Origin of the sequence: Kocuria varians (assembly GCF_006539885.1) — a bacterium.
Lineage (GTDB): Bacteria > Actinomycetota > Actinomycetes > Actinomycetales > Micrococcaceae > Kocuria > Kocuria varians.
In genome coordinates this window covers 33,230-59,724 of record NZ_BJNW01000020.1, presented here as the reverse complement: position 1 = coordinate 59,724, position 26,495 = coordinate 33,230, and the positions used below count along the sequence as shown (strand labels likewise).

Here is a 26,495-nt window from a genome sequence, read left to right as displayed (position 1 = left end):
GGGGGGGGGGGGGGGGGGGGGGGGGGGGGGGGTAGGCGGTGCCGGACCGGGAGCGCCTCTCGGCGGAAGGCCGCTCGAAGCGGCTACATGATGGAGCCCGGGGCTGCCGCAGCCCGACACCTGCCACCCATCGTAGACCCGGCCCCGGGGGTGAACTCAACCGGGGGTCCCGGGTCCGCCGCGGGAGAACTACTCCAGCGAGCCGTCCCGCCATGCCCGGGCGGAAGCCTCCAGGGCCTCGGCGGTGCGGATCAGCCGGGGGATCCGCTCCCACGGGTTCCGCACGCTGAGCCCGGGGACGTCCAGCGTGTGCTCCTGGCCGGTGGCGACCACCCGGGCGAACGCCGCGAAACGCTCCAGGGCGACGTCGAACTCTCCCTCGAAGGCCCCCGAGAGGATGGTGTCCGCGACCTCGCAGACCTCCTGCGCGCCCGGCGGGTCCGCCACCCCGGCCACCACGTGGGAGACCTGGGCGGTGTGGCGTCCCGCGGCGAACCAGCGGCCCATGCGGTCCGGGTCGTTGCGCGCCGCGGCCCGCAGGGCGTACAGCCGCCACAGCGCACCGGGCAGCGAGACCGCCGGGGCCTCGGACCACATCTCGGCGATCCCCTCGAGCCCCTGGTCGTCCGTGAGGCGCACGAGGCGCTCGCGGACCGCGGCGTCCTCCGACTCCCGGCCGCGGGAGACGAGGGCCTGAGCCGCCAGGTGGGCGGCCTCGGAGACCCGCGCGGGATCGGTCCCGCCCTCGTGGGCCTCGAACTTCTCCGGGGAGAACTTCACGGGTGAGTGGTGGTCTCGGCGTTCGGACATGCGCCCGAGTGTACGCCCGGGTCCCCGAGCCCCGGCATGGTGGGGATCACGGCTCAGTCCGCGGTGAAGGTCTCCCCGGCGCGCTGGCGCCAGCGCTCCTCGATGCGCAGCATCGCCTGCTGGCTCACCGCGCGCCACCAGCGCATGGCGAGGCGCGGGTCCTCCTCCTCGATCTGCGCGATGGCCTCCGGGGACAGCCGCTGGGCGGTGACGTCCGACAGGGCCGTGAAGCTCACCAGGTAACGCAGCCCGGTGCCCATGGCGATCTCGCCGAAGCTCATTCCCGGGCCGATGATCTCCAGCTCCACCCGGTCGCCCTGCGGGGAGCGGCGGGAGACCTCCACACGCCCCGAGGTCACCATGAACACGCCGTTGAACTTCTGGCCGGCGCGTAGCACGGTGGCGCCGGCGTCCCACGACACGGGCTCGGTGTGCGCGCGGATGCGGCGGACGTCCTCCTCGTCCATGGTGCTCAGCAGCTCGGAGCGGGTGGAGGCCACCTTGTCCGGAGTGCACTCGCCTCCGCCGAACTCCTCGAGGATCCGGTCCTCAGCCCAGGTGAGGGCCTCGGCGCGCGTGGTGAACACCGGCATGGAGTGCTCCAGCTGCCCGGCGTGCTCGTTGCCCTTCTCCGCGATCAGCACCACGTGGTGGCCCGTGTTCTCCACCTGCTCCGCCGCGCGACCGAGCATGGGGATCACGAACCGAGCCATGTCGACCACCTGGCGGATGTCCACGAGCACGTAGCGGGACTGCCGTGCGGCCTCCCGCACCGTGCGGACGGCGGTCTCCGCACCCGCGAAGCGCAGGTCCCCCTGCAGCTCGATGATCCGTGCGTCCTTACCGTGCTCCTCGAGGACCTCCGTGGCGGCCTCGTTGCGACGCACGAGGGACGGCGCCTCCGCGAGGGTGTACTCGGCGCGCACGGTGGAGTGTCCGTTGCGCTCGGTGCGCGCGAAGTGCAGGTCCAGGTCCTTGGTGAGCCGCTCGCACGCCGCCACGCCGCGCACCGAGTTTCCGTGCCGGTCCAGCGGCGGGGAGAACACCGCCACCGCGAGCTGGCCGGGCAGCACAGCGACGACGCCGCCGCTCACACCCGACTTCGCGGGCAGACCCACGCGCAGCGCCCAGCGCCCGGCGTCGTCGTACATGCCGCACGTGCTCATCACGGACAGGACGTCCGAGACCACCGGGGGCTCCAGCACACGCTCCCCGGTCACCGGGTTCCTGCCGCCCGCGGCGAGCGTGGCACCCATCCGGGCCAGGTCCACGCAGTTGAGCATCACCGCGCACTGGCTGAAGTAGTCTTCCAGGGCGCCCGTGGGATCGCCCTCGATGATCCCCCGGGAGGTCAGCAGCCAGCCCAGGGCGCGGTTGCGGTGCCCGGCCCGGCGCTCCTGTGTCTGCACGGTCTTGTTGATCCGCAGCTGCCGGCCGGCGCAGCGCGAGTACAGCCGCAGGATGCGCTCCATGCGCGAGCCGTGGGACGTGTTGCGCACCAGCGAGGTGGACGCGATGGCCCCGGCGTTGATCATGGGGTTGGAGGGACGTCCGGTGTCCGGCTGCAGGGATATCTCGTTGAAGGCGTCCCCGCTGGGCTCCACGTCGATCTTCTCCAAGACACCCTCCACACCGCGGTCCGTCAGCGCCTGCGCATACGTGAAGGCCTTGGAGATGGACTGGATGCTGAACTCCTGCTTGGTGTCACCGGCCTGGTACAGCGCGCCGTCCACGGTGGCCACGGCGATGCCCACGGTCGAGGGGTCCGCGTTCGCAAGCTCCGGGATCGAGGTGTTGACGGCGCCGCCCTCCACCTCGCGCAGGTCCGCCACGACGCGGCGCAGGTACTCCGTGACGGGCGAGGGGCCCAGCTTGGTCATGGGAACGGTGCTCACGGATCACTCCTGGGGGTCGGGACGGCGGGGTGCGGGGCGGGACCGGCGCGCACGCGGTGGCGCTGCGGTGCCCGCCCTCCAGTGTCCCACACCGGCGGCGCGGCCCGGGCGAGGGGACGGACGACGACGCCGCGGGGACTGGCGGCCCGTGGGGGCCTCGGCCGCGGGCGGTGGGCCCGCGTGGTCGTGCCGGTCCCCGGGTGGGGACCGGCGGCGTCGACGCCGCCGCGGGAGTCCTGCGGGGCACCTCCCCGACCCTGCGGTAGAGTGGCCGTGCCCGACCGCGGTGTGCCGCGACGTCGGGCGTGCGCCTTTAGCTCAGTTGGTAGAGCAGTGGACTTTTAATCCATGGGTCGTGGGTTCGAGCCCCACAGGGCGCACCACCCGCCCCGTTCCCGGACCTCTCCGGGGGCGGGGCGTCGTCGTACCCGGGGCGCGCGCCGCGGCTCCGGAGGGGTGTGAAGCGCGTCTCCCGGTTGTTACCGGTCGTTCGGTCTGTCCCCATTTTGCGGTACGCCGCCCCGGGCCCCCTGCCGGGCCGGAATCCCGCGAGGACACAAAAAACGCTTCTGACATGCGTGAATATGGGTCGGCAGGGACTTGTCCACAGAATTGTGATGGGTGGACAGCGGCTCCGTGGCTGGTGGAAATCCGCGGAACCGCGTGTCAGCATGAAGTCATCGCACCACGGGAACACGAGTGGAGCGGCGGCCATGACCGGGGGGAATACGGGCCGCACGCACCACTGTCGACGTGAGCACGACACACGCTGGGGGGCGTGATGTGCTCGGGTCGCTCCCGTGGAGCGTTGGAACGGAGCCCACGCCGGGGGGCGTGTGCTCCGAGCGGATCTGATCCGCGCCGGGAGACCGGCGTGTGCGTCCGCTGCACCCCACGGCCCCTTCGGGGGAATGGGCCCGGGTGCAGCGGACGCATCACGGTCCCGACCCCCGCCACAGGGCTCGACGCCGCGGCGGCCTCTCCTCCGGCTGCACGGCAGCCCCTCTCCACGGGTGCCCCGCACCGCTTATGCGTGTCCGAGCCCGCTGGGAGACTGCTCCCATGACCGAGACGGCGGACCAGACCACCTCAACGCTGCGGCACAGCGCGCAGCAGCACCTCACGGAGCTCACGGGCAACCCGGCGGCGGACTTCCACCCGGGGCAGTTCGAGGCCATCTCGGCGCTCGTGCAGGACCACAGGCGGGCGCTCGTGGTGCAGCGCACCGGCTGGGGCAAGTCCGCGGTCTACTTCCTCTCCGCGCTGCTCATGCGCGCCCAGGGCTACGGGCCCACCCTGATCATCTCCCCGCTGCTGGCACTGATGCGTGACCAGGTTGCCGCCGCCGGTCGTGCCGGGGTGCGCGCGGCCGCCATCTCCTCCGCCAATCCCACGGAGTGGGCGCAGATCAGTGCGGCGCTGGACCGCGGCGAGCTGGACGTCCTGCTCGTCTCCCCGGAACGCCTGAACAACCCGCGCTTCCGGGACGAGCAGCTGCCGCAGCTGGTTTCCCGGCTGGGTCTGCTGGTCGTGGACGAGGCCCACTGCATCTCGGACTGGGGCCACGACTTCCGCCCGGACTACCGGCGGATCAAGGACCTGCTCGCGGAGCTGCCGGATTCCGTGGCCGTCCTGGCCACCACGGCCACCGCCAACGAGCGCGTGATCGAGGACGTCCGCGAGCAGCTGGGCGTCGGATCGGGCTACGGCGGGGACGTCTTCACCCTGCGGGGACCGCTGTCCCGCGCGTCCCTGCGGCTGGGCGTGCTGCGGCTGCCGTCCACGGCGGCGCGCCTCGCGTGGCTGCTCGAGCACCTGGAGGAGCTGCCGGGCAGCGGCATCATCTACGCGCTCACCATCGGCGCGGCAGAGGACACCGCGCAGGCGCTCTCGGACGCCGGGCACGCCGTCGCCGCCTACACCGGGCGCACGGACGCCGCGGACCGCGAGGAGCTCGAGGCCGCGCTGAAGGAGAACCGGGTCAAGGCGCTCGTCGCCACCTCCGCGCTCGGCATGGGCTTCGACAAGCCGGACCTGGGGTTCGTGGTGCACCTGGGTGCGCCGTCCTCGCCCGTGGCCTACTACCAGCAGGTGGGGCGTGCCGGGCGTGCCACCGACAACGCGGACGTCCTGCTGCTGCCCGGTGGGGAGGACAGGGACATCTGGCAGTACTTCGCCACCGCGTCCATGCCCACGGAGGAGAAGGCGTCCGCCGTGCTGCGGGCCCTCGCCGAGCACGGTGGCCCGCTGTCCGTGGCGGCGCTGGAGCCGCGGGTCAACATCAAGCGCTCGCCGCTCGAGCTTCTGCTCAAGGTCCTCGCGGTGGACGGTGCCGTGGAGCGGGTGGCCGGCGGCTGGCAGAGCACCGGCCGGCCCTGGACCTACGACGCCGCCCGCTACGACCGCGTCCGCAGGGCCCGCGAGGCCGAGCAGCAGGCCATGCTCGACTACCAGGTCACGGACGAGTGCCGCATGCAGTTCCTCACCCGCCAGCTGGACGACCCCACCGGAGAGCCCTGCGGCCGGTGCGACGTCTGCGCGGGACCCTGGTACCCCACGGACGTGGACGCGCAGGCCTCGGACGCCGCGAACGCGGCCCTGCACCGGGCGGGCGTGCCCCTGGAACCCCGCGCGCAGTGGCCCACCGGCATGGACCGGCTGGGGCTGCCGCTCAAGGGGAAGATCCCGGAGGGGGAACGGGCGGAGCGCGGCCGGGCGCTCGCCCGCCTCACGGACCTCGGCTGGGGCCAGCGGCTGCGGGAGGTCTTCCGGGCCGGGGAGAACGGCGAGCCGCTGGACTCGGAGGTCACCGCGGACCTCGGGAGGGCGAGCGTCTCCGTGCTCGCGCAGTGGGACTGGCAGCAGCGGCCCACCGCGGTCGTCGCCATGCCGTCCCTGTCCCGCCCGCGCCTCGTGGACTCCCTCGCACGCGGACTCGCCGCCGCGGGGCACCTCCCGTACTGGGGCGCGCTCGGGCTGAACCCGGACGTCCCCCGTGGGTCCCACGGCGGCAACAGCGCCTACAGGCTGGCGGAGGTCTGGGACCGCTTCACCGTCCCGCCGGAGCTCGCCGAGCAGCTCGCGGCCGCTCCGCGGGCGAGCGTGCTGCTCGTGGACGACCTCGTGGACAGCCGGTGGAGCCTCACGGTGGCCGCCCGTGAGCTCAGGCGCGCCGGGGCGGAGGCCGTGCTGCCGTTCGTCCTGGCCTCCCAGGGCTGAGTCTGCTCCGGGACCGGGTGGGAGCCAGGGGCGTGTCCTATCCTGACCGCATGGTCGAACACTCGGATCTCCCGCTCGTGGACATCGTTATCCCGGTCCACTCCACCACCCGTCCCCTGGAACGGGCCGTGTCCTCCGCGCTGCTCGCGTGCCGCGGTGCGGGGCCGGGACAGTGCCGTGTGACGGTGGTGGGCCACCACCTCACCGAGGCACAGGTGCGGGACATGCTGAGCCCCGAGTACCGCGACGTCGTGCACGTGATCGAGTCCGAGGACCGGGGCGCCACCGCCGCCGTGCCGCGCAACGAGGCCCTGCGGCGCACCACGGCGCGCTACGTCAGTTTCCTGGACAGCGACGACACCCTCGACCCGGGCGCCGTGACCCGTTGGCTCGGCATCGCGCAGCGGCGCGGCAGCGACCTCGTGATCCCGTTCCAGCACCACGAGGGCGACCGCGTGGACATCACCCCCGTCACCCGACCCTTCCGCTCCGCGCGGCTGGACGCGGTCAAGGACCGTCTGGGCTACCGCAGCTCGGCGTTCGGGCTCGCGCGCACCAGCGCCGCTCGCGAGGTGGGGGCCCGGTTCGACGAGAACGTCCGCACCGGTGAGGACCAGGCCTTCATCGTGGCGCTGTACACGGGGGGTCGGCGCATCGACTTCGCGCCGGGAACCCCGGGGTGCGTCATGCACACGGACGCGGACGTCAGGGTCTCGCGGCAGCCGCTGCCCCTGCGGGATGAGGTCGCCGCGCTCCTCGACCTGGTCCACGAGCCGTGGTTCGGGGCGGTCTCCACGACGTTCCGGACCTCCTACGTGCTCAAGTACATCCGCGTGAACTTCTTCCCCGCCCTGGACCATGCCGTGCGTTCGGGCGAGTGGGGGCCGGAGCGGGCCCGCGGTGCGGCCGCGGTGTGGGACGAGCTCGTGGGCTTCGCCCCCCACGTGGCCGAGCAGCTCTCCCGTGCGGACGGGCACGTCGGGCGGCTGCTGCACGAGGGCGCGGACCAGGCGGAGCTGCTCGCGGCCCTCGCCGCACGGCGCCGGTTCGCCACTCCTGCGGCCCTGCTCACGCAGGACCTGCGCTGGGCGCTCGCGCGGCAGGCGCCCCTGCGCATCGCCGCGGCCGGTGCGGTGCAGATCGTGAGGTACCGCGCGGGACTCGCGGGGCTCCGTCGTCGTCGTTGACACTGGCGGCAAGCGGCAAGTACCGGGCGCCAGGCGGCCCGGGTGCGAGGCGGCTCCGGCGGGCGGTGGCCCAGACGCGCGGTGGTCCACGCGGGCGGTGGTGCAGACGTGCGGTAGCTCAGGCGCGCCGCAGCCTGCGCAGCACCATGCCCACCCGCGGCGCGAGGTCCCGCCACGAGATCGCGCACCACGCCACCAGGAAGCCCGCGGTCGCGAGCACCGTGGTGCCGATCCCGGGGCGGGCGAGCACGAGCCACAGTGCCGCCAGGATCAGGAGGTAGCCCAGACCCACGCGGGTCATCAGCCCGGCCCAGTGCATGCGGTCGTGGATCCACACGATGACCAGCGGCCCCACCGAGCTCACGAGGCACCCCACCAGGTAGCCCACGGCCGCGGACATGATGCCGAGGCTCGGACCCCACCACAGCACCGTGACCACGCCCAGCACCAGGCCCAGCGCGTTGCACGCCGCCAGGGCGCGCACCCCCCAGCTCTCCCCGCCGTTGAGACGTGAGTTGGAGGCGTTGAAGCTCGTGGCCGAGACCGCGAAGAAGAGCACGATCAGCAGGGGCACGGCGCCCTCGAACTCCTGAGCCCGGGCGTTGTAGAGCAGGTGGATCACCGGGCGCGCCCACAGGATGCCCACGCCGAAGACCGGCAGGAACACGAGCACCATGACCCGCAGGATCGAGTCCAGCTGGCGCTTCATCCCCGTCATGTCACCGGCGGTGAACATGCGGGCCACGGCCGGGGCGAGGGCCACGAGCATCGAGGAGGACAGCATGCTCGCCGGGGTCGCGATGCTCACGGCCGCCGAGTACTGGCCCACGGCGGTGGGGGCGTCGTAGTGCTTGCCGAGCATCATGGACAGCTGCAGCAGCCCCGACGCCGTGATGATGTTGACGGCGGCCCACGCGGTGAACGAGTTGATCTGCCGCTTCAGGTGCGCGGGCAGCGGCCCGCCCGAGCGCCGCGGCCAGCCGGGGATCGCGTAGCAGAGGTAGCCGATGCTCAGGGGCAGCAGCAGCAGTGGCGTGAAGCCGCCCAGCAGGACGAGCAGCAGCAGCGTGAGGGTGATCCCGGAGCTGATGCAGTCCCAGACGGCGGTGGTCACGAACTGGTTGTTGCCGGTGCGCACGCCGCGCACGAAGTTGTACGCGGACAGCGCGATCACGAGCAGCCCGGCGGAGAGCGCGTAGCTCACGGGCAGGCGCAGGAAGTACGTGGCGATCACCACGGCCGCGACCGCCAGCACCACGGAGGCGAGCGCGGCGGTGCGCGAGGCGTAGACCGCTACGGACAGCTGCTCCTGCCGGTGCTGCTGGCCGCGGGCCATCGCGATGAACTTGGACGCGGCGTTGCCGGAGGCCTGGGGCCACAGCAGCACCAGGAACAGCGCCAGGGAGATCGCCAGGTTGACGCGACCCAGGATCTCGCTGCCCAGCATGTTGCCCACGAGCAGGCTGTACCCGAAGCGGGAGAGCCCCTGGACGAAGACCGCGATCACGGTCAGTGCGAACGAGGAGCCGAGCGGGTTGTCCCTGTTCTCGTGGTTGGGCGGCGGGAAGAGGATGCCCCGCCACCTGCCGGAGGATCTGCTGGGAGCGGGGGCATTCGTCACGCCCTGGAGTTTATCGACTCGGGGTGCCCCGGTCCGCGGTGCGCGACACAGCACGGTAGATCCGGGAGAACTGGGCCCCGACCTCGGCCCGGGAGAACAGGGGGCGCACCGTCTGCGCGATGCTCGCGGGGGAGGCGTGGCGGAAGCGCTCCCACGCGGTCTCCACGGCGTCCGCGAGCACGGGAACGTCCCAGCTGCTCGTGAGCACGGAGTTCTCTGGGGTGCAGTAGTCGTCGAAACCGCCGCTCAGCGGCACCGCGGCGGGTCGGCCCGCCGCGATGGCCTCTGCAACTGCGGTGAAGAAGTTCTCCTGCGCGCTCGGCAGGAAGAAGAGGTGCGCCCGGGAGAGTCGCTCGGCCACCTCGGCCGGGGGGATCGGGCCCGTGAGCTCCACGCGGTCCTCGATCCCCAGGTTCCGTGCCGTCTCCCTCAGCGTCTCCATGAGGGGGCCCTTGCCGATGAGCGTGTAGTGCACGTCCATCCCGCGGCGCACCAGCTCCGCCACGGTCTCCAGGGCGAGCACCGGCCGTTTGCGGTCGATCAGCGCGCCCACGCCCACGAGCCGCACCGGGGGCGCGGCGGGGAAGTCCCGGGCGGGGTCCGGGTTCTCCACCACGCAGGGGACCATATGGGTGGCCCCGGGGCGCGAGAAGCGGGCCATCTCCCGGCACAGCTCCCCGGTCACCCCGGTCACGGCGTGGGGCAGCCGCAGCGCGTGCCGCAGCCAGGCGACGCGCTCCCACACGGGACCCACGCTCGCCGGGTTCACCACGCCGTTCCAGTGCTCGGTGTGCACCCACGGCAGCCTGCGGCCCAGCCAGGGCAGGGCCGCGAACAGCACCGCGGAGAAGGCCATGGTGTGCAGGATCTGCGCGCCGCGCAGGCCCCGTGCGACCACGCGTTCCACCGTGGCGTAGCTGCGGGGGTCGGCGACGTCGAGGGCCACCCGGGTGACCGGGATGCCCTGGTAGGTCTCCTGGGTGGTGGGCGCCGAGGCGCGCCCGATCGTGATGTGGACGACGGCGACGTCGTGCCCCGCCTCCTGCAGCGCCCAGCAGTGCTCCACCACGAACGGGGTCCGGCTGGGGGTCTGCGCGTCGGGGAACCAGGCGGTGACGACGAGTGATCGCACGGGAAGGGGCCTTTCGGGCGGTGGGAGTGGGGCGGGGTGCCCACGGTCCATGATTACCACGGTGCGGCGCGCGGCGTCGCGCACCCCTCCGCTTTGACCCCGCGTGCACGGGGCCGATACGATGGCACCCGTTGTTTTGTGATGGGCCCCATCCTCCGGGGTGGGCGCGTCGCAGGACACGTGGAGACGTGCCAGAGCGGCCGAATGGACTTCACTGCTAATGAAGGGCTCGGATTAACCCCGGGCCGGGGGTTCAAATCCCCCCGTCTCCGCAGCACCAGACGAACGCCGTCCGTGGCCACACGGGCGGCGTTCGTCGTGTCCATGGGTCTTGACCGTGGCCGTGCGGGACTCGCGGGGGTGCGCCCCGTCACACTCGGACATCAACCCGCGTTTGCACTGGTACATGGATGTGTATGGATACACTCCGGAGCAGCACCGCCCCCCTCGTGCCGCCCCGGTCACGCCGTGTGCAGGGTTCGTGCCGAGACGGGAGCGACACGCATGCGACACCTCAACACCCAGGCATGGCTCACCGCGGGACTCGCAGTGGCACTCGTGGCCACGGCGGCACCGGCCGTTGCCGCACCACCGGAAGGGGCCGCCTCCGACCAGACCGCCCAGGTGCAGCCCGTCACCGAGGGCGGCACCGCGTCGCTGGGACGCGGCTCCGCGGGGGAGGGTCGTGTGCTGGCCGAGACGGACCGGATCGTCGTGACCTTCAAGGACGACGTCTCCCAGGAGCGCAAGGCCGCGGTCCTCGCCACGGCGGAGCGCAGGACCGAGATGGAGGACCCGGACATCGTCCGCACCACCGGCAACGGCGAGGACGTCGTGGAGTCCGACGACATGCTGAGCACCGCGGAGCAGCAGAAGGTGGTCGAGACCATCGAGTCCGATCCCGCGGTGGAGGACGCGGAGCCGGACCAGATCGTGGTGAACGCGCTCGCGGCCACCCCGGCCTCGACCCCGAACGACCGCTACTGGAGCTACCAGTGGGGTCCGCGCGACATCGGGATCCCCTCGGCGTGGAAGGAGGCCACCGGGCAGGGCGTGGTGATCGGCATCGCGGACACCGGCCAGAGCGACCACCCGGACCTCAACGCCAAGACGGTGCAGGGCTACGACTTCCTCTCGGACACCTACCACTCGCGCGACGGCAACGGGCGCGACTCCAACCCCCGGGACGAGGGGGACTGGAGCCCGGGCCGCCCCTCCTGGTGGCACGGCTCCCACGTGGCGGGCATTGCGGCCGCGAGCACGAACAACCGTCAGGGGGTGGCCGGGGTCGCCCCGGACGCCCGCCTCCAGCACGCGCGGGTGCTGGGCGCGGACGGCCGCGGCTACGTCTCGGACATCGCGGACGGCGTGATGTGGTCCGCGGGCATCGCGATCCCCGGGGTGCCCCGCAACATGACCCCCGCGAAGGTCGTCAACCTCTCCGAGGCCTGGGACGCCGGGTCCTGCCCGGCGGTGATGCAGAAGGCGGTCGACCGGATGCACGCGATCAACGTCCCGCTCGTGGTCGCCGCTGGCAACGCCGCGAAGAGCGCGAACCTGGCGTCGCCGGCGAACTGCCCGGGCGCCGTCGTGGTGGGTGCCACCACCTACCGCCAGCAGCTCACCGGCTACTCCAACTGGGGTCCCATGGTGGACGTCGTGGCCCCGGGCGGGGACGTGAGCTCTCCCATCTGGTCCACGGTGAACACGGGAACGTACTCGATCGGCAGGGCGAGCTACGGCGACCTCACCGGGACGTCGATGGCGGCACCGCACGTGGCCGGAGTGATCGCCCTGATGAAGGAGCGCAACCCGGACCTCGGGGTCGAGGCCATCCGTTCCACGCTGCGCTCCACGGGGTCCACCGTGAGCGGGTACCGCAAGGTCAATGCCGTGGCCGCGACCCGGGCGGTGGCCCGCGCCAAGCCCACGGTGCGGGGGGCCATCGCCACCTACTACGCGAGCCACGGCGGGGCGGCGGCCCTCGGCACCCCGACCACGCACGAGCTGGCCACCGGTGTGGGCGGCGTGGTGCAGACGTTCGTGAAGAACGGCCGGACCACCCAGATCTGGTGGTCGCACGAGACGGGTGCCCACCGCGTGGACACCCGGACCGGGATCGGGGCGCGCTTCGCGCAGCTGGGCGGTGCCGCGCGGTTCGGGCTGCCCACCAAGGACGAGCAGCCCACCGCGACGGGCGGTGCCTACCAGAACTTCGTGCGCCCCGGCGCGAGCAGCACCACCAAGATCATCTGGAGCGCGAGGACCGGGGCGCAGCCGGTCGGGGAGAGCTCGGGGATCGGGAAGCAGTGGGCGCGTGACGGCTTCGAGAACGGGGCCGGCTACCCGACCATCCCCGAGGTGCTCACGGCCACGGGCGCCTACCAGCGCTTCCGGAACCCCGCAACGGGGGTCCTGACCCAGTACACGTGGACCCGGGCCACGGGCAAGGTTGTGCGCACCACCCTGGGCTAGTCCGGACGACGGCGACGCCGCCGCGGGGCTCACGCGGCGGCGTCGGCCTCCGCGTGGGACAGCTCCGTGGGCTCGCCGCGGCGCATGAAGAAGGTGAGCACCAGCACCACCACGGCGATCGCCGCGGCCGTCACGAACGCCGCGTGCACGCCCGGGATGGAGTCCGTGACGGTGCTGCCGTCCGCGGCGGTGGTGACCACGGTGCCGGCCTGCAGGACGCCCACGAGCAGGGCCGTGCCCGCGCCGCCGGCCACCTGCTGCAGCGTGGACAGCGTGGCCGAGCCGTGCGAGTACAGGTGCGGCGGCAGCGGGTTCAGGCCCGCGGTGAAGGCCGGGGTGAAGATGAACGCGAGCCCCACGGACATCGCGATCTGCAGGGTCACGATCCACCACACGGGGGTGTCCGTCTGCAGCCGGGAGAAGCCGAGCATCACCAGGACCAGCACGGCGGCACCGGGCGCGGCCAGCGGGCGGGGACCCCACGCGTCGAAGAGACGGCCCACCAGCGGACCGAGCAGTCCCATCACCAGACCGCCGGGCAGCAGGATCAGTCCGGTCTCGAGAGTGTCCAGGCCGCGGCCGGTCTGCAGGTAGAGGGGCAGCACGATGACCCCGCCGAACAGCGTCATCATGCCCAGGGCGAGCACCGCCACGGACACGGTGAAGTCCCGGTAGCGGAACGTGCGCATGTCCAGGAAGGGCTCGTCGCGCTTCTGCAGCGTGAGCTGGCGCCAGACGAACAGGGCCACGAGCACCACGCCCAGGGTCAGCACGGTGACTCCGCCGGCGGTCGAGGAGAGCCAGCTGCCCTCCCCGGTGCCGGCGGAACCGGCGGAACCCACGGCGGAGAGCCCCTGCACGAGCGAGCCGAAGCCCACCACGGACAGCGCCACGGAGAGCAGGTCCAGCTTCAGCGTGCCGCGCTCGCTCACGTCCTTGAGCCGCACGAGCCCGATCACCAGGGCCAGCAGGGAGATGGGCAGGACGAACCAGAAGATGGTGCGCCACGGGAAGTGCGCCAGGATCACGCCGGAGAGCGTGGGCCCGAGCGCCGGGGCCACCGAGATCACGATGGACACGTTGCCCATGACCACGCCGCGCCGTTCCTTGGGCACGAGCATCAGGATGGTCGTCATGAGCAGCGGCAGCATGATCGCGGAGCCGAACGCCTGCACCACGCGGGCCGCGATCAGCACCCCGAAGCTCGGCGTCAGCGCCGCCATGAGCGTCCCCAGGGAGAAGCTGCCCATGGCGAGCGCGAAGACCGTGCGGGTGCTGAAGCGCTGCAGCAGGAACCCGGTGGTGGGGATGACCACGGCCATGGTCAGCATGAAGGACGTGGTGACCCACTGGACGGTCGTGGCGCTCACGTGCATGTCGGACATGATGTGCGGCAGCGCCACGTTGAGCACGGTCTCGTTGAGGATGACCACGAAGGCGGCCACGAGCAGCACCGCGATGGTCGCGGTGGCTCCGGCGGCGGCCTGCGGGCGGGAGTCGGCCGGGGAGGCAGAGGGCATGGAGGAGTTCCCAGCGTCGGGGGCGGTGGCCCGGGTGGAGGGGCCCTGCGGTTCCGGGCCCGCTACAGACTAGCGGTCGGCGATGACACGCTCCGGCACGGCGGACGGGGCGACGCCGCGGTGGCCGCACTGCTGGTGCGGCCCGCCTCGATATCCTGGGAACCATGGTCATTCAGCAGCGTGTCGTGGTGGTGGGGGCGGGCCCCCGGGGTCTGTCGGTCGTGGAACGGCTCGCGGCGCACTCGGCGCACAGCGGGGCGCGCGTGCACATCGACCTCGTGGACCCCTTTCCTCCCGGGCCGGGACACGTGTGGCGTACGGACCAGTCCGAGCTGTTCCTCATGAACACCCCGTCCCTGTTTCCCACCGTGCTGCCCGGGCAGGGTGTGCTGGACGTGCCCTCGCCCGCCCCGCTGCGGGGGATGAGCTTCGAGCGGTGGCGCCGCGGCGTCGTCGACGGCCGGATCACCCCCGCCACGCCGTTGACGCCGGAGCAGTCGGCGGCACTGGAGGGCCTCACGCCGCAGGGCTTCCCGCCGCGGGCGGTCTACGGCCGCTACCTCGAGTGGGTGTTCGCGACCCTGCGGCAGAACCTTCCCGCGAGCACGGAGCTGACCGTGCACCGCGGCGAGGCCGTGGATGCCTGGGTCCGCACGGACGGCCGGCACCGCTACGCCGTGGAGCTCGCCGGTGGGCTGGTGCTGCCCGCGGACGCCGTGGTGCTCGCGCTCGGCCATCTGGACGCCCACCTGCGCCCCTCGCAGAAGGACCGCGTGGACGGTGCCGCGGAGCACGGGCTGACCTACTGGCCGCCCACCGTGCCCGCGGACGCCTTCTGGTCCGAGGTCCCCGCCGGTGAGACCGTGCTCGTGCGCGGCATGGGCCTGAACTTCTGCGACGCACTCGCCCAGCTCACGGAGGGCCGCGGCGGCACGTTCAGCCCGGCCCCCGACAACCCCGAGCGGCTGGTCTACCACCCCTGCGGCCGCGAACCTGTGATCGTCGCCGGCTCGCGCCGCGGCACGCCCTACCGCGCGAAGCCCGCGCTCGCCGGCTACTACGCGAGCTCCCTGGACACGCGGTTCTTCACGCTCGACGCCGCCCGGGAGCTGGCGGAGGCGGGGACCCCCCTGTCCTTCGAGCGGCAGCTGTGGCCGCTGATCCGCAAGGACGTGAACTGGAACTACTACGCGGTTCTCGCCCGCACCACACCGGCGGCGTTCACCGTGGACCCGCGCGAGTTCCTGCGCCGCCTGGACGCGATCCTCACGGACCCGCACGAGCCCAACTGGTCGCGGCGGATCGACGCCCTGATCTCCGAGTCCGTGGTGCCCGGGCAGCAGCTGCAGCAGGCCCGGCTGGCGCGTCCGTTCGCGGACGTCAGCTTCGCGAGCCACGACGAGTACGCGGCGGCGGTCGTGCACCACCTGGACCGGGACGTCCACGGCTCGCTGCGCGGGGAGGACGACCCCACGAAGATGGCCATCGCCTCGCTGAACGCCGCGCGCACGGTGCTCAAGTGCGTGCTCGCGGAGATCGGGATCTCGGACTCGTCCTGGGTGCACGAGCTGCGGCGGAAGTTCGAGCCGCTCGTGGAGGGGCTCGCCTCGGGTCCGCCCGTGCTGCGGATCCAGCAGCTCGCGGCCCTGACCCGCGCGGGCGTGGTCCGTTTCCTGGGCCCGGAGCCACGCTTCGTCGTGGACCGCACGCAGGGCTGCTTCGTGGCGGCGTCGCCGTGGGTCGAGGCGGCACCGGTGCGCTCGCGCTGGCTGATCGAGGCCATGTCCCCGACCAACGACGTCCACCGCAACATCTCCCCGCTGCTCACCCACATGCACGAGCGCGGCCTCGTGCGCGCCAAGCTCATGGAGACCCGCGACGGCGCGACCCCGGAGACGAGCACGGGCCTGGACGTCCGCGCCGAGCGGGCCCGTGGCACGCAGGACGACGCCGCGGCCCCCGGGTTCGTGTACCGCGCCGTGGGGGCGAAGGACACCGCGGAGCCGGGCATCTACGTGATCGGACTGCAGCTGTCCTCGGTGCAGTGGGGCGTGGCGATTGCCGCGGAGGCCGAGGCTCCGGCCCACCTGGGTGCCCGGACGCTCGCGGACGCGGACCAGATCGCGCGGGACGTCCTCGCGGGTCCCGCCGCCAGGGACTGAGCGCGCCCACGGCGGCGGCGTCGGCGCGGACCCGGCGCTACGGCGTCGTCCCCCGGGGCTCGGCCAGGACGGCGCGTGCGGTGCGCTCGTCCGTGACCAGGTGCGAGACGTATCCCGAGCGCAGCGCGGCCCGCAGCGCGGGGACCTTGGGCGCCCCGCCGGCCACGCAGAGGCGCAGCTCCTTCTCCCGCAGCGCCTCCAGCGGCAGCGCCACCGTGCGCGCGTCGAGGGTGGGCACGGCGGGGCGGCCGTCCGCGGTGATGAAGTGCGAGCAGAGGTCCCCCACCGCGAGCTCCGCCACCGCCTCCCGCTCCTCGACTGTGAGGTAGTCGCGCGTGATCAGGGGTGCGTCGCGGCCCGCGGGGCCCACCGTGAACACGGCGGTGCGGGCGCTGCGCCCCAGGTCCAGTACGTACTTGAGGTGCCGGTCCTGCTCCACGAGCCGCTTGACCTCGGGACTGTCGAAGAGCACCGGCAGCGGCAGGGTGTGGGGGTAGGCGTCGAAGGCGGCGCACAGCAGCCGCACAGTCTCGTGGTGCCCCGCGACCGGGGAGGCCAGGCTGCTGCCGCCCTTGAGCTGCACCATGTGCACGCCCGTGCGCGGTTGCGGCGTGAGCGCCTGGGCGAGCGCGCGCATGGTGCGCCCCCACGTGATGCCCACGAGGTCCCCGTCCGCCACGTTCTCCTCGAGCACCTGGGCGCCCATGCCGCCGAGCTCGTGGAGCAGCTCGTCCTCGGTGTCCGCGGTGGCGACCACCCGGGCCTGGGCGAGCCCGAAGCGCACGCACAGCTCCCGCCCCACGTCCGAGGACACGGCGCGCGGGTCGTGGATCTCGATGCTCACGAACCCGCGGTCCTTCGCGTGCTGGATCAGCTTGGACACCGTGGGGCGGGACAGGGACAGCTGCCGGGCGACGTCCGTCTGCGAGAGCCCGCGCTGGTAGTGCAGCCGGGCGGCCTCGATCGCCTGCGCGTCCCGCGGGCTCAGCTCCACGCGGCACCGCTGGCGGCGTGGGCCCGGAGTCCTGCTGTCCTGCGCACGACGACGCCGCTCGGCGCGTTCTCCCGCGCGGCACCGTTGCGGGCGGTGCCGTGGTGCGCGGCGCGGGCCGCCGGCATCACAGCCCCATGATCACGCCGACGAGCGCGGCGTTGAGCATGTTCGTGAGGAACCCGCCCAGCAGCGCGAACATGCCCATCTTGGCCACGTCCCCGCGGCGGTCCGGGGCGAGACCGCCGAAGGATCCGATTTGGATGGCGATCGAGGAGAGGTTCGCGAAACCGGCCAGGGCGAACGTGGTGATCAGCACGGACTGGGGATCCATGGAGGGGATCGCCGGGCCGAAGGAGGTGTAGCCCACGAACTCGTTGAGGATGGTCTTCTGGCCGATGAAGTTGCCCACCTGGGCGGTGTCCTGCCACGGCACACCGATCGCCCACGCGAGCGGCGAGAAGATGATGCCGAACAGGCCCTCCAGGGACCAGCCCTCGAAGCCGAACAGCGAGCCGACCCAGCCCAGCACGGAGGAGCCCAGGGCGATCAGCGCGATGAAGGCGATCAGCAGGCAGCCCACGATCGCGGCGATCCGGCCACCGTTCAGCGCGCCGGTGCCGATCGCGTCGATCAGGTTCTTGGACTCGGTGTCCCGGACCTTCAGGACGTTGATGGAGGCCTCGGACTTCTCGGTCTCCGGCATCAGCGCCTTGGCCACCAGGAGGGAGCCGGGAGCGTTCATCACGGAGGCGGCCAGCAGGTACGGCAGGGGAGCGCCCAGCAGGGAGTAGCCCACCAGGGTGGAGCCCGCGGCCGCGGCGAAGCCACCGGTCATGCACGCGAACAGCTCGGAGCGCGTGAGCTTGCTGAGGTACGGCTTGATCATCAGGGGCGCCTCGCTCTGCCCCAGGAAGATCACGGTGGACGCGAACACGGACTCGATCTTGGAGGTGCCCATGATCTTGTTGAGCACCGTGCCCAGAACGTGCACGAAGACCTGGATGATCCGCAGGTAGTAGAGCGCACTGATGAGGGCGCCCAGGAAGATGATCACGGGCAGCACGTTGAGCGCGAAGACGAAGCCGTTCTTCTCGTCCATGAGCCCGCCGAAGACGAACTTGGTGCCCTCGTTGGTGAAGCCGATCAGTCCCTGGACCAGGTCCGAGAACCATTTCAGGGCCTCGAAGCCCGGTCCCCACTTGAGAATGAGCAGCGCCACCCCGATCTGCAGGGCAAGACCCACCGCGAGCGTGCGCCACTTGATGGCGCTGCGGTGGCGGGAGAGAAGAACGATGATGCCCAGGATGAGGAAGATCCCCACCAGGCCCTGGAAACGGTCCACGCTGACCCCAGCTTTCCTTGAGAGGTGCCCGGCGCCGGTGCCGGACAAGCACATTTGTCAAAACTATAGTTGACAGATTTTCCGAACCCCCGCCTAGGATTGTTGGTGAGGCGTGTCGCGGGAGCACCCAGCCGGCGCGCTGCACCGCATCTACACGAAGGAGTGGGAACGATGGTCGAGACCTTCGACGCCGTGGACGTCATCCGGATGAAGAGGGACGGGGAGAAACTGTCCCCGGAGGCCATCGACTGGGTGATCGACGCCTACACTCGCGGGGTCGTGGCGGACGAGCAGATGTCCGCCCTGGCCATGGCCATCTTCCTCAACGGCATGGACCGCGAGGAGATCTCCCGCTGGACGCAGGCCATGATCGACTCCGGCGAGCGCATGAACTTCAAGGCCCTCTCCCGGCCCACGGCGGACAAGCACTCGACCGGTGGCGTGGGCGACAAGATCACGCTTCCCCTGGCTCCGCTCGTCGCGAGCTTCGGCGTGGCCGTCCCGCAGCTCTCGGGCCGCGGCCTGGGCCACACGGGCGGCACGCTCGACAAGATGGAGGCCATCCCCGGCTGGCGGGCGGACCTGTCCAACGAGCGGATGATGGAGATCCTGGACACCGTGGGTGCCGTGATCTGCGCGGCCGGCAGCGGTCTGGCCCCGGCGGACAAGAAACTCTACGCCCTGCGGGACACCACCTCCACGGTCGAGTGCATTCCACTGATCGCCTCCTCGATCATGTCCAAGAAGATCGCGGAGGGCACCGGCGCCCTCGTGCTGGACGTCAAGACCGGTCCCGGGGCGTTCATGAAGTCCGAGCAGGACGCCCGCGAGCTCGCGCGCACCATGGTGGACCTGGGCAAGGACCACGGCGTGGACACCGTCGCCCTGCTCACGGACATGTCCCGTCCGCTGGGCCGCACCGTGGGCAACGCCCTGGAGGTGCGCGAGTCGGTGGAGGTGCTCGCGGGCGGCGGACCGAGCGACGTCGTCCGCCTGACCGTGGCCCTCGCGCAGGAGATGCTCGCCGCGGCCGGCGTGAAGGACGCGGACGTCGAGACCGCGCTGAAGGACGGCCGCGCCATGGACTCCTGGAAGCAGATGGTCGCCGCGCAGGGTGGAGATCCCGAGGCCCCGCTGCCGAGGGCCAAGCACACGCAGGACGTGCTGGCGGAGACCGAGGGCGTCCTCACCGAGATGGACGCGATGTCCGTGGGTGTGGCCTCGTGGCGGCTGGGTGCCGGGCGCGCCCGGCAGGGCGACCCCGTGCAGGCGGGTGCCGGTGTGGAGATCCACGCGGTGCCCGGTGAGCGCATCAGCAAGGGGCAGAAGCTGTTCACCCTCCACACGGACACCCCGGAGCGTTTCGACCGCGCTCTGGAGTCCCTCGCCGGCGGCGCGACCATCGACCCGGACGCCCCGGAGGGCACCGGTGCCCGCGCGGACGTCGTCATCGACCGCATCGCCTGAGTTCACCGCGGGTGCCGTGGCGGCGCCGGGCAGCGGCCCGGACCACGGCACCCCGCCCCGCACGAACCGCGAGAACCGTGAGCGCCGCGCGATCCCGTGGCCCCGCGCCGCGATCCATGAACTACCGAAGGAGAACCGCATGACCACCCGAGAAGAACTGGCCGGAATCGTCGACCACACCCTGCTCAAGCCCGAGGCCACTGCCGAGCAGGTGGCGGCCCTCGCCCGGGAGGCCGCCGAACTCGGCGCCTACTCCATCTGCGTCTCGCCCTCCATGCTGGACGTCGAGCTGCCCGAGGGGGTCAAGCTCGCCACCGTGTGCGGCTTCCCATCCGGCGCCCACACCTCCCAGGTGAAGGCCGCGGAGGCCGCGGTGTCCGTGGCCAGCGGCGCGGACGAGGTGGACATGGTCATCAACCTGGGCCTCGCCGCGGCCGGTGACTGGGACGGCGTCCGCGAGGACATCGCGGCCGTGCGCGCCGTGTGCCCCGAACCGGTCGTGCTCAAGGTCATCATCGAGTCCGCGGCGCTCACGGACGAGCAGATCGTCGCCGCGTGCCAGGCCGCGGAGGCCGCCGGAGCGGACTTCGTGAAGACTTCCACGGGCTTCCACCCCGCGGGCGGCGCGAGCGTCGAGGCCGTGCGCCTGATGGCGGAGACCGTGGGCGGGCGCCTGGGCGTGAAGGCCTCCGGTGGCATCCGCAGCACCGAGGCAGCGCTCGCCATGGTCGAGGCCGGGGCCACGCGCCTCGGCCTCTCCGGGACTCGTGGCGTCCTCGACGGGATGGAGTCGTGATGAGCGCGGACCTGCTTGAACGCGTCCAGCGGTGGATCGAGCACGATCCCGATCCCGCCGCCCGTGAGGAGCTCACCTCCCTGCTGGAGCCCGCGCGCTCCGGGGACGAGACCGCGCTGGCGGAGCTCGCCTCTCGCTTCACCGGCCCGCTCGTGTTCGGCACCGCCGGACTGCGCGCGGCCGTGGGGGCGGGGGAGTCCCGCATGAACCGGGCCGTCGTGATCCGCGCGAGCGCCGGGCTGGCCTCGTTCCTCGTGGACCGCGTGGGTGCCGAGCCGCTCGTGGTGGTGGGCTGCGACGCCCGCCACGGTTCCGAGGACTTCGCCGCGGACGCCGCGGCCGTCTTCGCCGCGGCCGGGTGCCGCACGCTGCGCCTGCCCGCGCAGCTGCCCACGCCCCTCGTCGCGTACGCCGTGCGCGAGCTGGGCGCGGACGCCGGTGTGATGGTCACCGCCTCCCACAACCCGCCCGCGGACAACGGGTACAAGGTCTACCTGGGCGGCCGGGCCGTCTCCGGGGACGACGAGCGCGGTGTCCAGATCGTGCCGCCGGACGACGCCCGGATCGCCGAGCGCATCGCCGCAGCCCCGCCCGCGGACGAGGTGCCGCGCACCCCGGCGGCGGTGGGCGCCGTCGACGACGCCCTGGTCACCGGCTACGTGCGGCACGCGGCCTCGCTGCGTGCGGACGCCGGGACGCCGTCCGAACTGTCCATCGCCCTGACTCCCATGCACGGCGTGGGGCTCGGCACCGCGCTGCGGGTGCTGGAGGACGCCGGGTTCTCGCGCGTCTCCGTGGTGGCGGAGCAGGCCGATCCCGATCCCGACTTCCCCACCGTGGCCTTCCCGAATCCGGAGGAGCCGGGGGCCATGGACCTGCTCACCGCGCTCGCGGCCCGGGAGGGCGCGGACGTGGCGATCGCCCTGGACCCGGACGCGGACCGCTGCGCCGTGGCGATCCCCACCGGCGCGGGCAGCGGCGATCCCGCCGTGGACTGGCGGCGGCTGAGCGGTGACGAGCTCGGTGCGCTGCTCGGCGAGGACGCCGCGTCCGATTCCGACCGCGCGGGGGACACCCTCGCGTGCTCGATCGTCTCGGGCCGGCTGCTGGGGCGGATCGCGGAGCACCACGGGCTCTCCTTCCGCCAGACCCTGACCGGGTTCAAGTGGATCGCCCGCACCCCCGGCCTGCGCTTCGGCTACGAGGAGGCCATCGGCTACTGCACCGACCCCGCTGCCGTGCGCGACAAGGACGGCGTCTCCACCGCCGTGCGGGTCGCGTCCCTCGTGGCGGGGCTGAAGGAGCGCGGGGCCACCGTGCAGGACGAGCTGGACCGGCTCGCCCGGCTGCACGGCCTCTACGCCACCGCGCCGCTCACGTTCCGGGTCTCGGACCTCTCGCTCATCGGCCGCGGCATGACGCGGCTGCGGGAGAACCCGCCCGCGGAACTCGCGGGCTCGCCGGTCGCGGAGTTCGTGGACCTCGCCGAGGGTGGCCCCGAGATGCTGCCCACCGAGGGCATCCTGGTGCGCACCGAGGCGGACGACCGTGTGATCGTGCGTCCCTCCGGCACCGAGCCCAAGCTCAAGTGCTACCTGGAGGTCGTGCTGCCCGTGTCCGAGGGCGCGGACGTGCCGCGGGCTGAGGCCGCCGAGCGGCTCGAGCGGATCAGCGCGGAGCTCCGGGAGATCCTGGGGTTCTGAGCCCGCGGCTCCCGTGGTCTCGGCCCGGGCGGGAACGCGGCCCGGGAGCGCTCACGGAGCGCGGAAACCGCACGAGAAAGCCCCTGTCATCTGGTGCGCCAGGTGGCAGGGGCTTTCCTTTTCGCGGAAGGTAAGGGATTTGAACCCTTGGTACGGGGTTACCGCACACTGGTTTTCAAGACCAGCTCCTTAGGCCGCTCGGACAACCTTCCTCCGTCCGCGGCGGGCCCAGGGCTCGCGGGGACGAGTCGTCATTATTCCACGCCGCGCGCCCGGCGTGCGAACGCGGTGGGCGGGCCGGGCGACGACGCCGCTGGGGCGGCGTGGCCACACGGCGGACCTGTCCGCGGAGAGGGAACAGCGGCGTCGGCCCCTGGTGCACCCGGGCCGGACGGGTGGAGGATGGCCGCGACGAGTTGACGAGTGGAGGGAGAATCCCGTGCGTGCAGTGCGTGACCTGGAATCCGGTGGGCCCGAGGTCCTGACGGTGAGCGAAGCCCCCGAGCCGGAGCTCACGGCGGACGGTGTGCTGATCGGGGTGACGGCGGCGGGGCTGAACCGCGCGGACGTCCTGCAGCGGCAGGGCCACTACGCCGTGCCGCCGGAGGCCTCGGACGTGTTCGGCCTGGAGGTCTCCGGCACGGTGCTGGAGATCGGGGACGAGGTCCCGGACAGCGCGGGACTGTCGGTGGGCGATCCCGTGGTCGCGCTGGTGGACTCCGGCGGGTACGCCGAGCGCGTGGTGGCGCCGTGGCGGCAGGTGCTCCCGCTGCCCGACGGCGTGGACCCGGTCGCCGCGGCGGGCCTGCCCGAGGTGGCCGCGACCGTGTTCTCCAACGTCTTCATGGCGGCGTCGGCCCGCGAGGGCGAGACGCTGCTCGTGCACGGCGGCGCCGGTGGCATCGGGACGCACGCCATCCAGGTGGCCCGTGCGCTCGGGCTCACGGTGCTCGCCACGGTGGGCAGCGACGAGAAGGCGCGGGTGGTCACCGAGCTGGGAGCCACCGCGATCAACTACCGGGACGAGGACTTCGTGGCACGCGTCCACGAGCTCACCGACGGCCGCGGCGCGGACGTGATCCTCGACGTCGTCGGGGCCGCCTACCTGGACCCGAACCTGCGCGCCGTGGCGACCAACGGGCGCATCGTGGTCATCGGCATGCAGGGCGGTGCCAAGGGCGAGCTGAACGTGGGGCGGCTGCTCGCCAAGCGCGCGGCGGTCATCGGCACGACCCTGCGTGCCCGGCCCGCGGAGGAGAAGGCCCGGATCATGGCGGCGGTGCGCGAGCACGTGTGGCCGCTCGTGGCCTCCGGGGCGGTCCGCCCGCTCGTGTCCCGCACCTTCCCGCTCGACGAGGTCAGGGCGGCGCACGAGTACTTCGACGCCGGTTCCCACACGGGAAAGGTGCTGCTGACGCTCTGAGGGGGGCCGACGACGCGCGCGCACCCGCGGCGGCGCCGGAGCCGGCGGTCGGGTGGTCCCCGCCGCAGGCTGCGGCCACCACGGTGGCTGGAGGGCGCCGTCGGGCAGGGGTGGGAAGGGGCCGTCGTCCGGGGTGGAACAGCTCGTGACGTGGCTCGCATAGACTCGTGCGGGCCATCACACCCGGCACCGCGTGTGCCGCACGAGATTCGGAGTCTTCCCCCATGAGCACCACGCACCCTCACCCCGCGGGCTCCCCGCACCCGGCCGAGGGAGGTCACGAGGACCTTCCGCCGAACCACGTGGACCCGGAGGTCCTGGAGCGGGAGCGGACGCGCTGGACGCCGCTGCGCATCGCCCTGTGGGTGGGCGTCGCCCTGCTCGGGGGTGTGGCATGGGTGATGATCGCGTTCGCGCGCGGCGAGTCCGTCAACGCCATCTGGTTCGTGTTCGCGGCGGTGTGCAGCTACTTCATCGCCTACCGCTTCTACTCCAAGTTCATCGAGCTGAAGCTGACCCGCCCGGACGACCGTCGCGCCACCCCGGCGGAGTACTACGCCAACGGCAAGGACTACATGCCCACGGACCGGCGGGTGCTCTACGGCCACCACTTCGCGGCCATCGCCGGTGCGGGCCCGCTCGTGGGCCCCGTGCTCGCGGCGCAGATGGGCTACCTGCCGGGCACCATCTGGATCATCGTCGGCGTGATCCTGGCCGGGGCGGTGCAGGACTACCTGGTGCTGTTCTTCTCCATGCGCCGCGGCGGCCGCTCGCTCGGCCAGATGGCCCGCGAGGAGCTCGGCGTGGTGGGCGGGTACGCGGCGATCATTGCCACTCTCACCATCATGATCATCATCGTGGCCATCCTGGCCCTCGTGGTGGTCAACGCCCTGGGGGAGTCCCCGTGGGGCGTGTTCTCGGTGGGCATGACCATCCCCATCGCACTGTTCATGGGCGTGTACCTGCGCTACCTGCGCCCGGGCAAGGTCATGGAGGTCTCCGTCATCGGCTTCGTGCTGCTCATGGCCGTGATCGTGGCCGGCGGCTGGGTCGCGGACAGCGAGCTCGGCGCGCAGCTGTTCACCCTGGACCGCGTGACCCTGGCGTGGTGCGTGATCGGCTACGGCTTCGTGGCCGCCGTGCTGCCCGTGTGGCTGCTGCTCTCCCCGCGCGACTACCTCTCCACGTTCATGAAGGTGGGGACCATCCTGCTGCTCGCGGCCGCGATCGTCGTGGTCCGCCCCGAGATCACCGTCCCCGCCGTGAGCGAGTTCGCCGGGCGCTCGGACGGCCCCGTGTTCACGGGCTCCCTCTTCCCGTTCCTGTTCGTGACCATCGCGTGCGGCGCGCTGTCCGGGTTCCACGCGCTGATCGCCTCCGGCACCACGCCCAAGATGATCGAGAAGGAGCGCCAGGCACGCTTCATCGGCTACGGCGGCATGCTCATGGAGTCCTTCGTGGCCATCATGGCGCTCGTCGCGGCGGTGTCGATCGACCGCGGCATCTACTTCGCGATGAACGCGTCCCCCGCCGCCACCATGGGCACCGTGGAGGGTGCGGCGGCGTTCGTGAACTCGCTGGGCCTCTCCGGGGTGCACGTGACCCCCGAGCTGCTGCAGGGCACCGCGGAAGCGGTCGGTGAGGAGACCATCGTCTCCCGCACCGGTGGCGCACCCACCCTGGCCGTGGGCCTGTCGCACATCATGCAGCAGTGGTTCGGCGGGGCCTCGATGATGAGCTTCTGGTACCACTTCGCCATCATGTTCGAGGCCCTGTTCATCCTCACCGCCGTGGACGCCGGCACCCGCGTGGCGCGCTTCATGCTCACCGACACCCTGGGCAACTTCTTCCCCCGCTTCCGGGACACCAACTGGCGTGCCGGGGCCTGGCTGACCACCGCGGTCATGGTCGCCGGGTGGGGAACCATCCTGATCCTGGGCGTCACCGACCCCCTGGGCGGGATCAACACGTTCTACCCGCTGTTCGGCATCGCCAACCAGCTGCTCGCGGCCATCGCGCTCGCGGTGTGCCTGGCGATCGCCGCGAACCAGGGCCGGTTCAGGTACCTCTGGATCATCATCCTGCCGCTGCTCTTCGACGTCCTGGTCACGGTCACCGGCTCGTGGCAGAAGATCTTCTCCTCCGATCCCAAGGTCGGCTACTGGGCCAACCACTTCGCGTTCCAGGACGCCCTGGGCCAGGGCAAGACCAGTTTCGGCACCGCCAAGAACGTGGAGGCCATGGAGGCCGTGGTCCGCAACACGTTCGTGCAGGGAACGCTGTCCGTCCTGTTCGTGGTGCTCACCATCGTCGTGGTGGTCATGGGCGTCGTGGAGACCGTCAAGGCTCTGCGGGGCCGCGGCCGGGGAACCCACGAGGACCCGTTCGTTGAGTCTTGGTTCTACGCGCCGTCGGGCCTGGTGGCCACGCCGTCCGAGAAGGCGCTCGCGCGGGAGTGGGAGGCGCTGCCCCTCGAGCGGCGCACGCCCACGGGTGGGGCGCACCACTGATGGCCGGCACCGTGGAGCCACAGGTGCCGGGGCGTCCGCGCCTCGGCACCTGGTGGCGGGCGGCGCTGCGTTTCGGCAACGGTGTGCTCGGCGCGGACAGGTACGAGCGCTACCTGCAGTACCACCGGGCCTCCGGCTCCGGCTCGGAGCCCATGTCGGAGCGCGAGTTCTGGCGCGACTACCAGGACTGGCAGGACGCCCACCCCGAGGGCCGCTGCTGCTGAGGCGGTAGGATGGCC

Annotated in this window: 17 protein-coding genes and 3 tRNA genes; 12 read left to right on the top strand and 8 right to left on the bottom strand. The window is 72.2% G+C overall.

Annotated features, from left to right (window positions below; genetic code table 11):
- Positions 1-189 precede the first annotated feature (189 nt).
- Together KVA01_RS10700 and glsA are read right to left on the bottom strand one after the other, a co-directional pair.
- On the bottom strand, positions 190-810 hold the full coding sequence (locus KVA01_RS10700; RefSeq protein ID WP_068467251.1) for a hypothetical protein: 621 nt from the start codon (positions 808-810) through the stop codon (positions 190-192).
- Between the two features lie 53 nt (positions 811-863).
- Positions 864-2,705 carry a glutaminase A gene (glsA, locus tag KVA01_RS10695; protein WP_141270221.1) on the bottom strand — a complete coding sequence of 614 codons (1,842 nt, stop codon included), beginning with the start codon at positions 2,703-2,705 and terminating at the stop codon, positions 864-866.
- Positions 2,706-3,012: 307 nt separating this feature from the next.
- On the opposite strand from glsA, the gene KVA01_RS10690 reads away from it, so the two are divergent.
- The 3 genes from KVA01_RS10690 to KVA01_RS10680 all read left to right on the top strand — a co-directional run bounded on the left by KVA01_RS10690 (position 3,013) and on the right by KVA01_RS10680 (position 7,111).
- A tRNA-Lys gene (locus KVA01_RS10690) sits at positions 3,013-3,088 on the top strand.
- Positions 3,089-3,767: 679 nt separating this feature from the next.
- Complete coding sequence (locus KVA01_RS10685; protein WP_141270219.1) at positions 3,768-5,924, top strand: RecQ family ATP-dependent DNA helicase; 2,157 nt, start codon at positions 3,768-3,770, stop codon at positions 5,922-5,924.
- A gap of 50 nt (positions 5,925-5,974) precedes the next feature.
- The gene (locus tag KVA01_RS10680; protein ID WP_233438854.1) at positions 5,975-7,111 is read left to right on the top strand and encodes a glycosyltransferase family 2 protein; all 1,137 of its coding nucleotides are present in this window, start codon (positions 5,975-5,977) and stop codon (positions 7,109-7,111) included.
- A 118-nt stretch (positions 7,112-7,229) separates the two neighbouring features.
- Here the strand turns inward: KVA01_RS10680 and KVA01_RS10675 are convergent, their stop codons facing one another.
- Both KVA01_RS10675 and KVA01_RS10670 read right to left on the bottom strand, forming a co-directional pair.
- A complete protein-coding gene (locus tag KVA01_RS10675) occupies positions 7,230-8,732 on the bottom strand; it encodes a lipopolysaccharide biosynthesis protein (protein ID WP_233438853.1) in 1,503 nt (500 codons plus the stop codon).
- Between the two features lie 10 nt (positions 8,733-8,742).
- The gene (locus KVA01_RS10670) at positions 8,743-9,864 is read right to left on the bottom strand and encodes a glycosyltransferase (RefSeq protein ID WP_141270216.1); all 1,122 of its coding nucleotides are present in this window, start codon (positions 9,862-9,864) and stop codon (positions 8,743-8,745) included.
- A 182-nt stretch (positions 9,865-10,046) separates the two neighbouring features.
- On the opposite strand from KVA01_RS10670, the gene KVA01_RS10665 reads away from it, so the two are divergent.
- Together KVA01_RS10665 and KVA01_RS10660 are read left to right on the top strand one after the other, a co-directional pair.
- A tRNA-Ser gene (locus KVA01_RS10665) sits at positions 10,047-10,136 on the top strand.
- A gap of 232 nt (positions 10,137-10,368) precedes the next feature.
- Complete coding sequence (locus KVA01_RS10660) at positions 10,369-12,339, top strand: S8 family serine peptidase (RefSeq protein ID WP_141270214.1); 1,971 nt, start codon at positions 10,369-10,371, stop codon at positions 12,337-12,339.
- Between the two features lie 29 nt (positions 12,340-12,368).
- On the opposite strand, the gene KVA01_RS10655 is transcribed toward KVA01_RS10660, so the two are convergent.
- Positions 12,369-13,859 (bottom strand): MDR family MFS transporter, encoded by a 1,491-nt coding sequence (locus KVA01_RS10655; protein ID WP_141270212.1) that lies wholly within the window; start codon positions 13,857-13,859, stop codon positions 12,369-12,371.
- Positions 13,860-14,023: 164 nt separating this feature from the next.
- Here KVA01_RS10655 and KVA01_RS10650 point away from each other — a divergent pair, with 164 nt between their 5' ends.
- Positions 14,024-16,021, top strand: coding sequence for an FAD/NAD(P)-binding protein (locus KVA01_RS10650; RefSeq protein WP_141270210.1), 1,998 nt, complete (start codon positions 14,024-14,026; stop codon positions 16,019-16,021).
- A gap of 37 nt (positions 16,022-16,058) precedes the next feature.
- Here KVA01_RS10650 and KVA01_RS10645 read toward each other — a convergent pair whose 3' ends face one another.
- The gene (locus KVA01_RS10645; protein WP_068470471.1) at positions 16,059-17,015 is read right to left on the bottom strand and encodes a sugar-binding transcriptional regulator; all 957 of its coding nucleotides are present in this window, start codon (positions 17,013-17,015) and stop codon (positions 16,059-16,061) included.
- A 124-nt stretch (positions 17,016-17,139) separates the two neighbouring features.
- Positions 17,140-18,357: a NupC/NupG family nucleoside CNT transporter gene (locus KVA01_RS10640; RefSeq protein WP_141270208.1), complete on the bottom strand. Its 1,218-nt coding sequence runs from the start codon at positions 18,355-18,357 to the stop codon at positions 17,140-17,142.
- 171 nt (positions 18,358-18,528) lie between these two features.
- On the opposite strand from KVA01_RS10640, the gene KVA01_RS10635 reads away from it, so the two are divergent.
- From KVA01_RS10635 to KVA01_RS10625, 3 genes are all read left to right on the top strand, one after another.
- On the top strand, positions 18,529-19,824 hold the full coding sequence (locus KVA01_RS10635; RefSeq protein ID WP_141270206.1) for a thymidine phosphorylase: 1,296 nt from the start codon (positions 18,529-18,531) through the stop codon (positions 19,822-19,824).
- 139 nt (positions 19,825-19,963) lie between these two features.
- Positions 19,964-20,620: a deoxyribose-phosphate aldolase gene (gene deoC, locus KVA01_RS10630; protein ID WP_068470524.1), complete on the top strand. Its 657-nt coding sequence runs from the start codon at positions 19,964-19,966 to the stop codon at positions 20,618-20,620.
- Entirely contained in the window at positions 20,620-22,323 is a 1,704-nt protein-coding gene (locus tag KVA01_RS10625) for a phospho-sugar mutase (protein WP_068470476.1), read from the top strand. Before deoC ends, KVA01_RS10625 begins: the two co-directional genes overlap by 1 nt.
- 124 nt (positions 22,324-22,447) lie before the next feature.
- On the opposite strand, the gene KVA01_RS10620 is transcribed toward KVA01_RS10625, so the two are convergent.
- A tRNA-Ser gene (locus tag KVA01_RS10620) sits at positions 22,448-22,535 on the bottom strand.
- Between the two features lie 227 nt (positions 22,536-22,762).
- Here KVA01_RS10620 and KVA01_RS10615 point away from each other — a divergent pair.
- The 3 genes from KVA01_RS10615 to KVA01_RS10605 all read left to right on the top strand — a co-directional run bounded on the left by KVA01_RS10615 (position 22,763) and on the right by KVA01_RS10605 (position 26,480).
- Positions 22,763-23,746 (top strand): NAD(P)H-quinone oxidoreductase, encoded by a 984-nt coding sequence (locus KVA01_RS10615; RefSeq protein WP_068470478.1) that lies wholly within the window; start codon positions 22,763-22,765, stop codon positions 23,744-23,746.
- Positions 23,747-23,970: 224 nt separating this feature from the next.
- On the top strand, positions 23,971-26,256 hold the full coding sequence (locus KVA01_RS10610; RefSeq protein ID WP_141270204.1) for a carbon starvation CstA family protein: 2,286 nt from the start codon (positions 23,971-23,973) through the stop codon (positions 26,254-26,256).
- Positions 26,256-26,480 (top strand): YbdD/YjiX family protein, encoded by a 225-nt coding sequence (locus tag KVA01_RS10605; protein ID WP_068470482.1) that lies wholly within the window; start codon positions 26,256-26,258, stop codon positions 26,478-26,480. The genes KVA01_RS10610 and KVA01_RS10605 overlap by 1 nt, the downstream gene beginning before the upstream one ends.
- Positions 26,481-26,495: the final 15 nt, after the last annotated feature.

What these genes read in the sequence shown, in the direction of transcription:
- KVA01_RS10650 (WP_141270210.1), top strand. Translation starts at nt 14,024, where the DNA reads ATGGTCATTCAGCAGCGTGTCGTGGTGGTGGGGGCGGGCCCCCGGGGT.
- KVA01_RS10685 (WP_141270219.1), top strand. Translation starts at nt 3,768, where the DNA reads ATGACCGAGACGGCGGACCAGACCACCTCAACGCTGCGGCACAGCGCG.
- KVA01_RS10625 (WP_068470476.1), top strand. Translation starts at nt 20,620, where the DNA reads ATGAGCGCGGACCTGCTTGAACGCGTCCAGCGGTGGATCGAGCACGAT.
- KVA01_RS10655 (WP_141270212.1), bottom strand. Translation starts at nt 13,859, where the DNA reads ATGCCCTCTGCCTCCCCGGCCGACTCCCGCCCGCAGGCCGCCGCCGGA.
- deoC (WP_068470524.1), top strand. Translation starts at nt 19,964, where the DNA reads ATGACCACCCGAGAAGAACTGGCCGGAATCGTCGACCACACCCTGCTC.
- KVA01_RS10680 (WP_233438854.1), top strand. Translation starts at nt 5,975, where the DNA reads ATGGTCGAACACTCGGATCTCCCGCTCGTGGACATCGTTATCCCGGTC.
- KVA01_RS10700 (WP_068467251.1), bottom strand. Translation starts at nt 810, where the DNA reads ATGTCCGAACGCCGAGACCACCACTCACCCGTGAAGTTCTCCCCGGAG.
- KVA01_RS10605 (WP_068470482.1), top strand. Translation starts at nt 26,256, where the DNA reads ATGGCCGGCACCGTGGAGCCACAGGTGCCGGGGCGTCCGCGCCTCGGC.
- KVA01_RS10635 (WP_141270206.1), top strand. Translation starts at nt 18,529, where the DNA reads ATGGTCGAGACCTTCGACGCCGTGGACGTCATCCGGATGAAGAGGGAC.
- KVA01_RS10660 (WP_141270214.1), top strand. Translation starts at nt 10,369, where the DNA reads ATGCGACACCTCAACACCCAGGCATGGCTCACCGCGGGACTCGCAGTG.
- KVA01_RS10610 (WP_141270204.1), top strand. Translation starts at nt 23,971, where the DNA reads ATGAGCACCACGCACCCTCACCCCGCGGGCTCCCCGCACCCGGCCGAG.